The following is a 14661-nucleotide window of genomic DNA, read 5'->3' as shown; positions in this document are numbered from 1 at the left end:
ATTTCGCCCCTTCTTTCATAGCTTGTCTATAAAGGAAGGTGATGACGAATTGAGCACGTACATTATTGAAAATGCGAATTGGGTTAAAGATTCCAAAGTCACTCAAACCTCTTTGCTGGTTAAAGACGATAAAATATCGGCCATTAGAGACAGCTTTTCATATTATCGCTACATGAGGATGGATGTTTCATCTTTCATGATGACTCCCGGACATGTCATGTGTGATTTAGAGGTACCTATAGGGAAGGATTTCCTTTCAATCAAGAATTATTACGTAGATGAATTTATCAATAAAGGGTGTACCACAGTCCTGACGGCATTTGATTTAAAGTACGAATTTGAATTTCTATCTAAATTAAATGAACGCAAAACCTCCTTGCTTAACAGTCCTCTTGACTACACAATAGGATTAAAAACATCCGCAAATCTTATTACTCCATCGATTATCCGGTCATGCAAAAGACATAAGATTCCTGTCGTCTGGGTTAATATTGACGAAATAGAAACATTCAAGGAGATTCGCTGGGGATGGATCAAAGGTTTTTTATATGATTACCCTATTACTTTTGTCCCTTTTTTTACGACAAACATAGACAAAAAAACAAAAATAAAGCATCTTAAAATATGGCAAAATTCGATGGGAAACGAGAAAATCCCTCATCTTTCAAATGAAATCCCTCAAAAAGAACCAATGTCTTTAGAGAAACTGAAGAAAATTGGAATTTACCCCCTTAGAGGAAATTTTTTAGTAGGTGGAGAAATAAGTTATAACCTCTATATGAAAGTCGAAGAGGAGGGTGTTGAGCCCTTACCATTTCAAACCGGTCCTCATGTGCTAAAATGTACTATGAGCAAAGGAAAATATTATTACTTAAATGATAGAGGCTATTTTTATCCTGGGGCGGGTGAAGAACTAATCATCCAAACACCGGGGTACTTTATTTAAATGAATATAAGCTTTTTTATAGAAAGGGATTGACCATGTCATACGCTGAACGAATGTTATCTTCTTTAGAAGAAGGAAAATTGGAAGAAGCACAGAAAGAGTATAAGCAAGCATTGAAATTTGGAAGCCATGAAGAGAAATTCAGCCTGGCTGAAGAATTACACCATTTAGGGTTTCTTGATGAAGCAAAAGAATTGTATGAAAATCTCCTTCAGTACTATCCGGGCGAGGGAGAGCTCTTGATTGAACTTGCAGAAGTGCTGGTGGAAATGGATAACGAAGAAGAAGCAATAAACAAACTTGCAGAACTGGATGAAAAAGATCCAATCTATCCAAGAGCATTGCTTCTCTTGGCAGATTTATATCAAATCCAAGGCTTATTTGAAGTAAGTGAACAAAAGCTTTTACAAGCCAAGAGGTTATTACCCGATGAGCCCGTCATTGATTTTGGCCTGGGGGAACTATATTCCGAAACAGGCAGGTTCCTGGAAGCAATAAGGCACTATCAAACTCTTATCCAGAATGGGACCACTGAGATTGGTGGTACAAATGTTCATCAAAGATTAGCAGAAGCTTATAGTGTGGGAGGAGCCTTTGAAGAAGCTTTGACACATTATGAAAAGGCACTTAAGGAACATCTTGAAATAAATACTCTGTTCGGTTACGCCTTTACCGCTTATCAGGCTGGATTCTACGAAAAAGCCATTGAAAAGTTTGTTTCCGTTAAGGAGTTAGACCCTGAATATCATTCGGTGTATTTATTATTAGCGAAATCATATGAGCATGAAGAAATGCTGCAGGAAAGCATTGAAACCATACAAGAAGGCGTAAAGCAGGATGAATACAACAAGGAACTGAATTTGTTCGGTGGAAAGATTTCCTTGAAGCTTGGATTAGAGAGTGAGGCAGAAGCATTTTTAAGGGAAGCCTTAGCATTAGATCCCGGTTATGTAGAAGCAGCTTTGGTTATTAATAAATTATTCTTTACACAGGACCGATTTGATGATGTATTGGAAATTGCCCAGATGCTTACGGTCGAAGGGGAAGAAGAGCCTCAAATCAATTGGGACCTTGCCAAGGCTTATGAAGGGCTTGAACAATATAATCATGCATTAAAACAATACCGTATTGCATATACTTACTTTAAGAATCATCAAGAGTTTTTACTAGAGTACGGACAATTTTTAGTAGAAGAAGGACTCAGAGGTGAAGCGATAGAAGTATATGAACACCTGATTGAAATGGATCCTTCAAATGACGAGTGGCAGGAGTTAATTGAAAGATTACAAGACTGATCGACGTCGGTGGTACAAAGGGAATTGACTGGTGTGTAAGCACATGAGAACACCTTAGAGTAGCTAACGTTTTTAAATTGTGAAAAGGAAAACGGACCTTATAAAAGGATTCTGCAGAGGAGGGAAAACCATGACCACCCCTGTTTCTGTCAACGAGAAGAAAGAATTTATTCGCTGGTTTCTGAACCGATATCAATTAAAAAGAAGAGAATGTGTATGGATACTGAATTACCTGATGAGTCATGATCAATTAATGAAAAAAGTTCATTTTGTGGAAGAGTCCCAGTACTGTCCCAGGGGGCTTGTGATGTCCACACATTGTGTTGAGGATGTGCCATTCCGCTTTTATAAAGAAAATATTATGACAACAGATGCAGAAAAGTCATTTCACGACATTCGTTTAAATAAAGACGAAGATATTTACATTCAATTGAACTTCAGTAAGGCAAATTCAAGTTATCAATTTGCAGCGGTACTTGAAGAAAATCCGTTTATGCCAAAGTATTTATTGATTAATGAAAAAGACAGGATTGTGGCTGAGCAGTTTCTTAAAGACAGTTTGCAAACCTTTCAACGTGATCGGTTGCTGAAGGCCATTGATCAGGCACTTGATACGGGTGATGAAAAGTCATTCAAGAAATTAACAAAAGAATTGAACAGCTTAAGCTAAAAGGTCGAATGAAGAGAAAAAGACATCTCTTCATTCGATTTTTTTATTGAATAGTTAGATAGGAAAAAGGATTATTGAACATAATAAAATCAAAAAGTGAAATCGCTTTTAACAGGGAGTTATAAAGTGATATGATGGGAAGTGAAAAATGAAAGACGAAACGAGGGTTTTACATGAATTGGAACGTAAAAGATATTGAAGTCTTTGAATCTGAAAAAGAATACATAGATACTGCTGTCATTCCGATTGTTCCTGTTGATTTTGGGAAGGATATCAAAGTATCTGCAGCACAATCCGAATTTATAACTCTACTCACCTTTCACCTTGAAAGACAATTCAAAGGCAGGATGATCATGACGCCGCCATTCACGTATGTAATGACTGCCTCAAGGGCGGAAGAGGTTTCAAGATTAACCCAGTGGGCAGAGGAATTAAGTGCAAGCGGAGTGAAACATACGTTCTTTCTGACATCGGACAGTGAGTGGAAAAAGGTAGAGGGGGAATTGCATGACCGCCTGATCTGGGTGCCCTCCATACCGCTTGAGCATTTAGAGGAACAGTACAAACATTCCATCATGGAAGATCAGGTGAAGCAACTCTTAAATGTGATTGTACAAAAATGGCAAAAAAATTCATAAAAACTTCACATTGTTTCCATCATTTAGATTAGAGAGTTATTGACCTTGTATAGAGTTTAATATATCATAGTTATGTCCTAGTTTTATATTTGTGCGAAATATGTCCGATGGACTTACCTTACGATAGAGGGGGGAAAAGGATGAGCAAACATCGTGTATCTAGACGTCAATTCCTTAACTATACACTTACGGGTGTAGGCGGTTTCATGGCGGCAGGAATGTTAATGCCGATGGTTCGATTTGCTGTAGATCCAGTATTAAAAACTTCAGCTGCTGGAGAATTTAAAGCGACAAAGCAAAAAGTTTCAGAGTTAACGAATGAACCAGTACGTGTCGATTTCTCTTATGAACAAAAAGATGCGTGGTACACATCAGAAGTAACACAAACTGCATGGGTTTATAAGAACAAAGAAGGAAATGTTGTTGCTCTTTCACCAGTATGTAAGCATCTTGGATGTACTGTTAACTGGGCGGGCGACAAGAGTAACCCAAACAAGTTCTATTGCCCTTGTCATGGTGGTCTGTATGAGAAAAACGGGAAGAATGTTCCTGGTACACCACCGACAGCACCGTTGGATGTATATCCAACAAAAGAAAAAGACGGTATTTTATACCTTGGACAACCTGAACCAAATAAATATGTTAAGTAAGGGGGCGTAATCTGTGCTGAACAAAATCTATGATTGGGTTGACGAGCGTTTGGACATTACGCCTTTGTGGCGCGATATTGCGGACCACGAAGTACCTGAACATGTAAACCCGGCGCATCACTTTTCAGCGTTTGTTTACTGCTTTGGTGGTTTAACATTCTTCGTTACCGTAATTCAAATTTTATCTGGAATGTTCCTGACAATGTACTATGTTCCAGATATTAAAAACGCTTGGGAATCTGTGTATTACCTGCAAAATGAAGTTGCATTTGGACAAATTGTCCGTGGAATGCATCACTGGGGAGCTAGTTTGGTTATCGTAATGATGTTCTTACATACACTACGTGTCTTCTTCCAAGGTGCATACAAAAAACCTCGTGAATTGAACTGGGTTGTTGGAGTACTTATTTTCTTCGTAATGTTAGGACTTGGTTTCACTGGTTACTTATTACCGTGGGATATGAAAGCGCTATTCGCTACGAAGGTTGGTATTGAAATCGCAGCTGCTACACCATTCATCGGTGAGCAAGTGAAGATCTTACTCGCAGGAGATTCTTCTATCATTGGTGCACAAACACTAACGAGATTCTTCGCTATTCATGTATTCTTCCTGCCTGCAGCATTGCTTGGACTAATGGGGGCTCACTTCCTGATGATCCGTAAGCAAGGTATTTCAGGACCACTATAAGATACGAACATATATTAATGAACCTTAAATTAGAAGGAGGGGGACGCTATGCATCGAGGAAAAGGGATGAAGTTTGTAGGGGACTCACGTGTACCTGCAGACAGAAAGCCGAATATTCCTAAAGATTATTCGGAGTTCCCTGGAAAAACAGAGGCTTTCTGGCCAAACTTCTTACTAAAAGAATGGTTAGTTGGAGCTGTTTTCCTAATCGGTTATCTATGTTTAACGGTTGCTCATCCATCACCGTTAGAGCGTGTTGCCGATCCAACAGATACTGGATATATTCCATTACCTGACTGGTATTTCTTATTCTTATACCAATTACTTAAATACACATACGCATCTGGACCTTATAATGTTATTGGAGCATTCATTATTCCTGGAATCGCATTTGGAGCGCTATTGCTTGCACCATTTATCGACAAAGGACCTGAACGTCGTCCAACGAAACGTCCATTTGCAGTAGGATTCATGTTATTGGCACTTGCAGCAACATATTTCTTGACTTGGGAATCAGTTGTGACTCATGACTGGGAAGCAGCGAAGGAACAAGGTAAGATCCAGGCTGAAGTGGATATCGATAAAGAATCTGAAGGTTATAAAATCTATGCAGACCAGAAAAATGGTTGTATTAACTGTCATGGTGAAAATCTGCAAGGTGGAGCAGGACCTTCTTTAGTTGCAACTGGCCTCTCACCTGAAGAAGTAGCGGATATCGCTAAAAACGGTAAACCACCAGGCATGCCTGCAGGTTTATTTAAAGGATCAGATGAAGAGCTGGACAAACTGGCTGAATTCATCTCTGGGTTAAAAGAATAATAGTGAAAAAGGGCCGGCTTACGTTGGCTCTTTTTTTTCTACTTGAAAGAGAGGATTAAATACATGCTCTGGATCATGTCCATCTTGAAGAACAAAACGTTTATATGGTTGCTTCTCATTGTGAACTTATTTGGCACTATATACGGTTATATATGGTATATCCCTCAACTACGAAATACCCCCTCCCAATTTTTAGTGTTTGTTCCCGACAGCCCGACAGCAAGCCTGTTTTTTTGTTTTGTTCTCATAGCATTTTTACTAAATCGCAATTGGCCCTTAGTTGAAGTGTTAGCCATTATCACGCTATTTAAATATGGGATATGGGCCGTGGTAATGAATTTGTTAACGCTTTGGGTTGCCGGTGATCTACCTTGGGAGGGTTATATGCTCATGGCGTCACACGGAGCGATGGCGGTCCAAGGGATATTGTATTCTTCCTTTTACCGGGTGAAGATCTGGCATATTGTTGCCGGTGGAATCTGGACCATCCATAATGACATAATTGATTACGTCTACATGCAGTTTCCTGTATACTCCAGATTGTATATGTACATACAGCATATTGGGTACTTCACTTTCTGGTTAAGTATTGCATCGATCGCAATCGCTTTTTACTTTACACGAAAAACGAAGCGATTAAATATTCATACGATGCCATAGTCTTTTTTTGGTCTACTCTTGTCCACCCTTTCATAAACTTTACTAGTAGTTTTAGGGGGGACAAGTATGAAATTTATCCAATTCTTTATCGCGCTTTTCTTTTTTCTCATTTTAATACCTCACCCATTAAATGCAGTAGAGTCGACGTCTCCGATGAACGAGCTTGATGAAGTTGCAGACCAGGCCTTGCAAATGACAAAGGCTGGAAGATATGAAGAAGCGAAACATCTACTGGTTTATTTCTCTGATGAATTTGCATCCTTGAGTGCCCAACGGTCTTTTTCAATGGATGAGCTTAGAATTCTCACCATCTCACATAATCTGGCAGTGGAGAGCATCAATCAGACCTCTGCTGACATGGAACAAAAGGTGAACGCCGTTACAAAGTTCCGCCTTGTGATGGACGCTTTAAGCAGTCAATATCAGCCTTTGTGGGTCGAAATGGAAGACCCGATAATGGAAGCATTTAATGGTGTGAAGTCGGCAGCGGAAAATGGAAATGCTGAAGAATACCATACCACATTAAATGTGTTTTTATCGAAATATAATATTATCCAACCAAGTCTTAAAATAGATATTCCGGTAGAACGCGCTCAAGCGCTGGACGCCAGGATATCTTACCTCGATCATTACCGGCAAGACGTATTGGAAGGCACGGAAACCATGACCGAATTAACATCCCTGGAAACTGACCTTGAGAAGCTGTTTGAGAATAAACAAGAGGATGAGGCGGACCCATCCCTCTGGTGGGTGATCATATCGACGGGCAGTATCATTGTCTCTACATTATCTTATGTAGGTTGGAGAAAATATAAAGGACAGGGTGAGGCAAAAAAGTCAGAGCGCCAAAAAAATTGACAGCGCGGTTATAGCACTATAAAATTTAGGTATCTAAACATCTGGAGGTTATTGCGATAATGGCAGGATTTATTATTTACTTTTTACTCATTGCTCTTATTCCAATTGGAGCTCAAATGCGGGTAAAAAGTACGTTCAAGAAATATTCAAGGGTAGCCACTACTTCCGGTATGACAGGCAGGGAAATGGCTAGAAGGATTCTGGACGAAAATGGTTTACACAACGTGAAGGTCGTAGAAGGCAGGGGGTTTTTAAGTGATCATTACAACCCGATTACCAAAACGGTTGCCTTGTCACCAGATAACTATCACGGACATTCTGTAGCGGGAGCAGCTGTGGCGGCCCATGAAGTCGGCCATGCGATTCAAGATGCTGAAAGCTATGCATTCCTACGATTCCGTCATTCCTTGGTTCCAGTAGCGAACATAGGCTCCAATATGTCCTGGATCTTCTTACTGATCGGGATGTTCACTCAAATGACAGGGATGTTCCTGCTTGGTATCATTCTGATGGCAGCAGGGGTAGTGTTCCAATTGATCACCCTTCCTGTTGAGTTTAATGCTTCTTCCCGGGCTATGAATCAAATTGTTTCACTTGGTCTGATTCGTAATGAAGAAGAACGACATGCACGTAAAGTGTTGAACGCCGCGGCAATGACGTATGTAGCGGCTGCAGCAGTTGCGGTTATTGAATTACTAAGGCTTGTGTTAATCTTTACTGGGATGAATAATGACGATTGATACTATATAAAGAAGGAGCCGGACTCAAGTTTTGAGCCCGGCTTTTTTTTGCCTGAAGATCCGTTTAGAGGGTCTACCTTTTAGTCATGCAAAGGATTTTTATCTGCATCTAACGTAAAGCCTTCACCTAGTACGTCATGCACGACCGTGACGGAGACGAAGGCGTGTGGATCGACGCTCGTGATAATATTTTTGAGCCGGACGATTTCATTTTTACCAACCACGCAGTAGAGCACTTCCCGGTCTTGTTTCGTGAACGAACCATGCCCCCTTAAAACGGTTACTCCCCTATCCATTTTTTCATTGATGACAGTAGCGATTTCTTCATGGCTATCGGAAATGATCATGGCACCTCTGGCTGAGTATGCCCCTTCCTGCATAAAGTCAATGACCCTTGCCGCAACGAATACAGCCACCAGCGTATACATGGCTTCCCTGTATTCCAGATACGTAATGAGAGACGCTCCAATGACAACGGCGTCAAACATAAACATCGTTTTCCCCATGCTCCATCCTATGTACTTATGGGCGAGTCGAGCGATAATATCAACGCCGCCTGTTGTTCCTCCGTATCTGAAAATGATCCCAAGACCCACCCCGATAAAGACACCTGCGAACAATGCTGCAAGAAACAAATCGCCTTCGAGGTTGATCGTCATTTGATATCTTTGGAAAATCCATAGAAATACAGAAAGGCTGACGGTACCGAGTACAGTATAATAAAAAGCTTTCTTTCCGAGAAGCTTCCATCCTATGAAAAATAGGGGTATATTTAATGCTAGGTTGGAGTACGACGGATCAATGTCAAATAAAAAATATAGGATAAGTGTGATTCCGGTAAACCCGCCTTCAGCCAGCTTATTTTGGATATTAAAATGAACAAGTCCAAAAGCGAATATAGCTGATCCCAACAGGATGAATAATATATTTTTCAAACGTAATCCAAACAACTGTGATTCCCTCCTTTTATTCGTATTATCTCGTTGACAGAGACATTATATAAGAAGAAAAACAAACTAGCAATGAAGAGTTAATAAATCAAACGTAATATTTGTCAAACGGGAAGGATTTAGCTAACATGATAGGAGATAATGAAGGAGTGTGACTTCTTATGGATAATAAAAAAACGATGGATCAATTACAAAAAGAAGTAGACCAATACATAAGTCAATTTAAAGAAGGATATTTCAGTCCATTGGCAATGGTTGCGAGGCTCACGGAGGAACTTGGCGAACTGGCGAGAGAAGTGAATCATTATTATGGAGAAAAACCAAAAAAGAATTCAGAGGAAGAAAAAACGATTGAGGAAGAGCTCGGGGATCTGTTGTTTGTGGTCATCTGCCTGGCAAACTCCCTTGATATCAGCCTGGAAGAGGCCCACGATCGTGTGATGCATAAATTTAATACAAGAGATAAAAATCGCTGGACAAGAATTGAAAGTGGGGATGAAGATGGAACAAATTAATGTCACGATTGCTGGACCAAGAGGAAGAATGGGGAAAGAAGCGGTTCAGTTAGTAAAGGATACTGAACATTTTACGCTTATTAGTGTGATTGATTACAAGAAAGAAATAGATATAGATGTACCGGTATACGCTGATATCGAAACATGCTTCCAGGCTCAAACACCACATGTGCTTATCGACCTGACAACTCCAGAGGTGGGTTATCACCATACGAAAACAGCACTCGAATACGGTGTCAGACCAGTTGTTGGAACTACAGGTTTTACTACAGAAGAATTAAATGAATTAAAGGTCCTGGCAGAATCAAAGTCATTGGGATGTATCATCGCTCCTAATTTTGCGATTGGTGCAGTGCTCATGATGAAATTTTCCCAGATGGCTGCTAAGTATTTTGACGATGTGGAAATCATTGAATTACATCACGACCAAAAACTGGATGCTCCTTCAGGGACTGCCGTTAAGACAGCCGAAATGATCAGGGAAGTGAGAGAATCGAAGCAGCAGGGGCACCATGATGAAAAAGAAACACACCCAGGTGCAAGGGGAGCAAATGTTGATGGCATGCACATCCATAGTGTTCGCCTGCCGGGACTGGTCGCTCATCAACAGGTGATGTTGGGAGCGGAGGGTCAGACTTTAACGATTCGTCATGACTCTTTTAACAGGGGAAGCTTCATGTCGGGAGTGAAGGTTTCCGTTGATACTGTCATGAAACTGGATACACTGGTGTACGGGTTGGAAAATATTTTAGATTAAAGGATGAGTGTTATGAACATCGCATTAATAGCTCATGATAAGAAAAAAGATGATCTGATTCGTTTTGTTTTAGCTTATAAGCCGATAATAGAGAAGCACGCTCTTTTTGCTACGGGAACAACGGGAAAGAGAATCGGGGAAGAAACGGGACTATCTGTCCATCGTTTCCGGTCAGGTCCCCTGGGAGGAGACCAGGAGATAGGCTCCTATATTGCTAATAATAATATGGATCTTGTTCTTTTCTTTAGAGATCCTCTAACAGCTCAACCCCATGAACCGGACGTATCTGCCCTCATCAGACTGTGTGATGTATATTCAGTCCCATTAGCAACCAATATGGGAACAGCTGAAGTACTGGTGAAAGGGCTTGAAAGAGGGGATATCGAGTGGCGAAGTGTGGTAAAGGATAAGGAGGAGTAACGTGGATCAACAAGTTGACATCCTTGCATTCGGAGCTCATGCCGACGATGTGGAGATTGGAATGGGCGGCACCATTGCGAAATATGCAGCTGAAGGAAAGAAGATTGTGATTTGCGATCTGACAGAGGCAGAACTTTCTTCGAATGGGACGGTTTCTTTACGCAAAGAAGAAGCAAGGTCAGCTGCACGCATACTGGGTGCCTGCAAGAGAGAAACCCTAGATATTCCTGATAGGGGAGTTTACATAACAGATGAAAACATTCAGAAAGTGGTTAACATGATCAGAATGCACAAACCGAAAGCGGTATTTGCTCCATATGAAAAGGATCGTCATCCTGATCATGGAAATGCGGCACGCTTGATTAAAGAAGCTTTTTTCTCAGCTGGAATTAGGAAGATCCATTCCACTACCCAGGCTCATAAAGCGGAAAATCTGTATTTTTATATGATCAACGGTTTTCATAAACCTCAATTTGTAGTGGACATCGAGGCGCATATGCATACGAAGATTCGGAGCTTAGAAGCATATTCGAGTCAGTTTACCCAAGGGCCTGAAGGGGTGTCCACTCCTTTAACAGAAGGCTACATTGAAGCGGTTGAAGCAAGGGAGCGAATGATGGGGAAAGAAGCCGGCTTACGGTACGCTGAAGGATTCTTCTCCTATAATACCCTAATATTGCATCAAGATTTGTTAGGAGATTAATGGTATGAAAATGAAAATAGGAATCACCTGCTACCCGACCGTTGGTGGCTCAGGCGTAGTAGCTACTGAACTGGGTAAATTATTAGCAGAGAAAGGCCATGAAATTCACTTTATTACCTCGAGCATTCCATTTCGGTTAAATAAAATGTATCACAACATATACTTTCATCAAGTGGAAGTGAGTCAGTATTCAGTGTTTCAATATCCACCTTACGATATAGCACTGGCGAATAAAATGGCTGAAATTATAGAACGTGAGAACCTGGACATCCTTCATGTGCATTATGCGATCCCACATGCAGTCTGTGCCATTTTGGGTAAACAAATGTCTGGTAAAGATGTAAAGATTGTTACTACCCTGCACGGAACCGATATTACTGTGCTTGGTTATGATCCTTCTTTAACAAAAGCGATTCGATTCGGTATTGAAAAGTCTGATGTGGTCACCGCAGTTTCTTCCGCTTTGGTGAAACAAACCAATGATTTGATCCAACCGGATAAAGAAATTCAAACGGTCTATAATTTCATAGATGAAAGAGTGTATAAGGCAGTAGATTCTCAGCACCTTAGAAATGAATATGGAATTAGGGATAATGAAAAGGTCATTATCCATGTTTCCAACTTTCGTGGCGTGAAAAGGGTCACAGATGTTGTAGCTGCGTTCAATCTTATACAAAACGAGATGCCGGCTAAACTTCTCCTTGTTGGGGACGGACCTGAAATGACGGTGATTTGCAAACAGGTTAGAGAACTTGGATTAGAAGGTCGAGTCCTTTTCCTTGGAAAACAGGATAACTTAGAAGAGCTTTATTCGATTAGTGACATTAAGCTGCTTCTTTCCGAAAAGGAAAGCTTTGGTTTAGTAGCCCTTGAGGCTATGGCTTGTGGCGTACCGAGCATTGGAACGAATGTAGGAGGGATCCCTGAAGTGATTGAGGATGGCTACAATGGCTTTATATGTGAAATCGGGAACGTCTCTCAGGTTGCAGAAAAATCGTTGGAATTACTGACAGATGTGAAGCTTCACAAGGAACTTTCGGGAAATGCACTACAAACGGCGAGAACAAAGTTTCACTCCAGTAAGATTGTCAAAGAGTATGAACAGATCTACGAAGCGCTTCTATAATAAAATAGTCTGAAGGAAAAGATCTGAGTAAAGCAGGTGTAAAAATTGTTACCGTCTATATTTCAACAAGCCGTACCCGTTTTAAAGAAAATTGAAAGGGCAGGGTTTGAAGCTTATTTCGTTGGAGGCTCTGTTAGGGATTACTTGCTGAATAGGCCTATTAATGACGTAGATATCGCTACGTCTGCCTATCCTCAAGAATTAAAGGAGATATTTCCGAAGACGATTGATATCGGCATTGAACACGGAACCCTTCTGGTCGTAGATGAAGGAAGGGAATATGAAATCACAACCTTCAGAACAGAATCTACATATGCTGACTTTAGAAGACCTGATAAGGTGGAATTCATCCGTTCACTGGAAGGGGACCTGGAGCGGCGTGATTTTACGATGAATAGTATCGCCATGGATGGACAGGGTAGGATATTTGACCCTTTTAATGGCCAGGAAGATATACATAACAGCGTGATCAGAACAGTGGGATCACCGGATTTGAGGTTTACAGAGGACGCCCTCCGTATGATGAGGGGAGTCCGGTTTGTCAGCCAACTAGGCTTCAAGATCGAGTCTGGTACATTGAATGCTCTAAAGGAGCACTCTAAATTGCTGGAGCATATTGCCGTTGAAAGAAAAACGATGGAGTTCGAGAAGATCGCAGGAGGTAAATGGAAACGAGAAGCATTTATCCTTCTTGTTCGTACCAATCTATATACTGAACTCCCTCATTTCACTCACCATAAAGAAGCTCTTCAAAAGGTTGCGGATCTTCCTCGATTAGAAGACATAAATAAGGACCAGGCATGGTTACTTCTTTTAGCCTACCTTGGGGATACTGATCCCCAGGAATTTCTTAAAAGCTGGAGACTCCCCACGAAAACGGTACGGGATCGGTCGAAGGAGCTTGAAATTCTGCAGTTAAGAAGGAAATCCGGCTGGTCTAAGCCTTTGCTTTATCGTGCGGGTATGGAAGCAGCCATTAACGTTGAGAAAGTCTATGAATGCATAGAATCCAAACCGGTTTCTTCTGTAGAAGCGGTGAAGGAAGAATATCATTCTTTAGCGATTACATCCAGACAGCAGCTGGATGTAACAGGAAATGACCTAATGACATGGGCGAACAAAAAAGGCGGTCCATGGCTGAAGGAATGTTTGGCTGAAATTGAAACCGCAGTTATAACCGGGACAATCACGAACGATAAAGAAATGATAAGGAGGTGGCTGCAGACATGCAATCGACTATAAAGAAGAAATTGCTTCACGCTTTGTCTGAATCAGATCAGGAATTTTTATCCGGACAAGCACTGGCTGATATTGCAGGATGTTCAAGAACGGCCATTTGGAAGCATATTGAAGAACTTCGTAAAGAAGGCTTTGTTTTAGAGGCCGTAAGAAAAAAAGGATATCGAATTATTGACACCCCTGATAGTGTGACAGAAAGTAAGATCCGCTTGGGATTACAAACGAAAACGTTAGGCAGAGTGATCCATTATGAAGAGTCGGTACAAAGTACACAACGGATCGCACATGTGCTTGCTGGCGACGGTGCAGCAGAGGGTACGTTGGTCGTTGCGGACGAACAAACAGCCGGAAGAGGAAGGCTGATGAGAGAATGGCACTCATCAAAGGGAACAGGAATTTGGATGAGTCTGATCTTAAAACCCCTTCTTCCACCCCAAAAGGCACCGCAGTTTACGCTCATTACTGCAGTTGCCGTCGTTCAAGCGATCGAAGAAGTAACGGACCTTCATCCTCAAATCAAATGGCCGAATGATATTCTTATTGACGGAAAGAAAGTGACGGGAATATTGACGGAACTGCAAGCGGAATCTGATAAAATAAATTCCATTATAATCGGTATCGGCATGAATGTGAATCATACGAAGGAACACTTTCCTGATGAACTTCAGACGATTGCAACCTCACTTGCCATTGAACAAGGAGATACCCTTTCAAGATCTGAAATTGTTCAAAAAGTGTTAGAACGAATTGAAGCCCTGTATTCTATCTATATGAAAGAAGGTTTTACACCTATCAAGCTATTATGGGAGAGTTATGCAATCAGTATCGGGAAGAAAATCCGTGCCCGTACCATAAATGGAACGATTGAAGGTAAAGCATTGGGAATAACGGATGAAGGAGTTCTAAAAATCGAGGACTCAACGGGAACCGTTCATCAAATTTATTCAGCGGATATTGAAGTGAATATTTAAGGAAAGACGAGGTGGA

The 14661-nt window shown here is 41.0% G+C and carries 18 protein-coding genes; 17 read left to right on the top strand and 1 reads right to left on the bottom strand.

The annotated features are described in order from the left end of the window. The first annotated feature begins 22 nt into the window (after positions 1-22). From ACCB35_RS13640 to ACCB35_RS13595, 10 genes are all read left to right on the top strand, one after another. Positions 23-946 carry a hypothetical protein gene (locus tag ACCB35_RS13640; protein ID WP_374054168.1) on the top strand — a complete coding sequence of 308 codons (924 nt, stop codon included), beginning with the start codon at positions 23-25 and terminating at the stop codon, positions 944-946. A 53-nt stretch (positions 947-999) separates the two neighbouring features. Next, a complete protein-coding gene (locus tag ACCB35_RS13635) occupies positions 1000-2241 on the top strand; it encodes a tetratricopeptide repeat protein (protein WP_374054167.1) in 1242 nt (413 codons plus the stop codon). Between the two features lie 130 nt (positions 2242-2371). Beyond that, positions 2372-2911 (top strand): ReoY family proteolytic degradation factor, encoded by a 540-nt coding sequence (locus ACCB35_RS13630; RefSeq protein ID WP_044336344.1) that lies wholly within the window; start codon positions 2372-2374, stop codon positions 2909-2911. Positions 2912-3084: 173 nt separating this feature from the next. Continuing rightward, positions 3085-3549, top strand: coding sequence for a YpiF family protein (locus tag ACCB35_RS13625; RefSeq protein WP_044336346.1), 465 nt, complete (start codon positions 3085-3087; stop codon positions 3547-3549). 140 nt (positions 3550-3689) lie between these two features. Then, on the top strand, positions 3690-4199 hold the full coding sequence (locus tag ACCB35_RS13620; protein ID WP_044336348.1) for a ubiquinol-cytochrome c reductase iron-sulfur subunit: 510 nt from the start codon (positions 3690-3692) through the stop codon (positions 4197-4199). 13 nt (positions 4200-4212) lie between these two features. After that, the gene (qcrB, locus tag ACCB35_RS13615) at positions 4213-4887 is read left to right on the top strand and encodes a menaquinol-cytochrome c reductase cytochrome b subunit (RefSeq protein WP_044336350.1); all 675 of its coding nucleotides are present in this window, start codon (positions 4213-4215) and stop codon (positions 4885-4887) included. Between the two features lie 48 nt (positions 4888-4935). Then, positions 4936-5706: a c-type cytochrome gene (locus ACCB35_RS13610; RefSeq protein ID WP_374054166.1), complete on the top strand. Its 771-nt coding sequence runs from the start codon at positions 4936-4938 to the stop codon at positions 5704-5706. 75 nt (positions 5707-5781) lie between these two features. Beyond that, entirely contained in the window at positions 5782-6366 is a 585-nt protein-coding gene (locus ACCB35_RS13605) for a DUF1405 domain-containing protein (RefSeq protein WP_374054165.1), read from the top strand. Positions 6367-6432: 66 nt separating this feature from the next. Further along, complete coding sequence (gene ypjB / locus ACCB35_RS13600) at positions 6433-7224, top strand: sporulation protein YpjB (protein ID WP_374054164.1); 792 nt, start codon at positions 6433-6435, stop codon at positions 7222-7224. Positions 7225-7283: 59 nt separating this feature from the next. Next, complete coding sequence (locus ACCB35_RS13595; protein WP_044336358.1) at positions 7284-7964, top strand: zinc metallopeptidase; 681 nt, start codon at positions 7284-7286, stop codon at positions 7962-7964. An 80-nt stretch (positions 7965-8044) separates the two neighbouring features. Here the strand turns inward: ACCB35_RS13595 and ACCB35_RS13590 are convergent, their stop codons facing one another. Further along, a complete protein-coding gene (locus ACCB35_RS13590; protein WP_044336359.1) occupies positions 8045-8914 on the bottom strand; it encodes a YitT family protein in 870 nt (289 codons plus the stop codon). A gap of 161 nt (positions 8915-9075) precedes the next feature. Between ACCB35_RS13590 and ACCB35_RS13585 the strand changes: the two genes are divergently transcribed. From ACCB35_RS13585 to ACCB35_RS13555, 7 genes are read left to right on the top strand one after another with little or no spacing between them, the layout of a single operon-like run. Beyond that, complete coding sequence (locus ACCB35_RS13585) at positions 9076-9429, top strand: nucleotide pyrophosphohydrolase (RefSeq protein ID WP_044336361.1); 354 nt, start codon at positions 9076-9078, stop codon at positions 9427-9429. Beyond that, positions 9416-10186, top strand: a complete 771-nt coding sequence (dapB, locus tag ACCB35_RS13580) for a 4-hydroxy-tetrahydrodipicolinate reductase (protein WP_374054163.1) — start codon at positions 9416-9418, stop codon at positions 10184-10186. Before ACCB35_RS13585 ends, dapB begins: the two co-directional genes overlap by 14 nt. 12 nt (positions 10187-10198) lie before the next feature. Then, positions 10199-10606 (top strand): methylglyoxal synthase, encoded by a 408-nt coding sequence (gene mgsA / locus ACCB35_RS13575; protein WP_044336365.1) that lies wholly within the window; start codon positions 10199-10201, stop codon positions 10604-10606. A 1-nt stretch (position 10607) separates the two neighbouring features. Further along, positions 10608-11309 (top strand): bacillithiol biosynthesis deacetylase BshB1, encoded by a 702-nt coding sequence (bshB1, locus tag ACCB35_RS13570; RefSeq protein WP_374054162.1) that lies wholly within the window; start codon positions 10608-10610, stop codon positions 11307-11309. A 4-nt stretch (positions 11310-11313) separates the two neighbouring features. Continuing rightward, positions 11314-12435, top strand: coding sequence for an N-acetyl-alpha-D-glucosaminyl L-malate synthase BshA (bshA, locus tag ACCB35_RS13565; RefSeq protein WP_374054161.1), 1122 nt, complete (start codon positions 11314-11316; stop codon positions 12433-12435). 45 nt (positions 12436-12480) lie between these two features. Further along, on the top strand, positions 12481-13677 hold the full coding sequence (locus ACCB35_RS13560; protein WP_374054160.1) for a CCA tRNA nucleotidyltransferase: 1197 nt from the start codon (positions 12481-12483) through the stop codon (positions 13675-13677). Beyond that, on the top strand, positions 13662-14645 hold the full coding sequence (locus ACCB35_RS13555) for a biotin--[acetyl-CoA-carboxylase] ligase (RefSeq protein WP_374054159.1): 984 nt from the start codon (positions 13662-13664) through the stop codon (positions 14643-14645). The genes ACCB35_RS13560 and ACCB35_RS13555 overlap by 16 nt, the downstream gene beginning before the upstream one ends. Positions 14646-14661: the final 16 nt, after the last annotated feature.

Source organism: Rossellomorea sp. FM04394 (assembly GCF_041889765.1).
Taxonomy (GTDB): Bacteria; Bacillota; Bacilli; order Bacillales; family Bacillaceae_B; genus Rossellomorea; species Rossellomorea aquimaris_B.
Note: the sequence above shows the minus strand (reverse complement) of the source record. Positions and strands in the feature narration are given on the sequence as shown.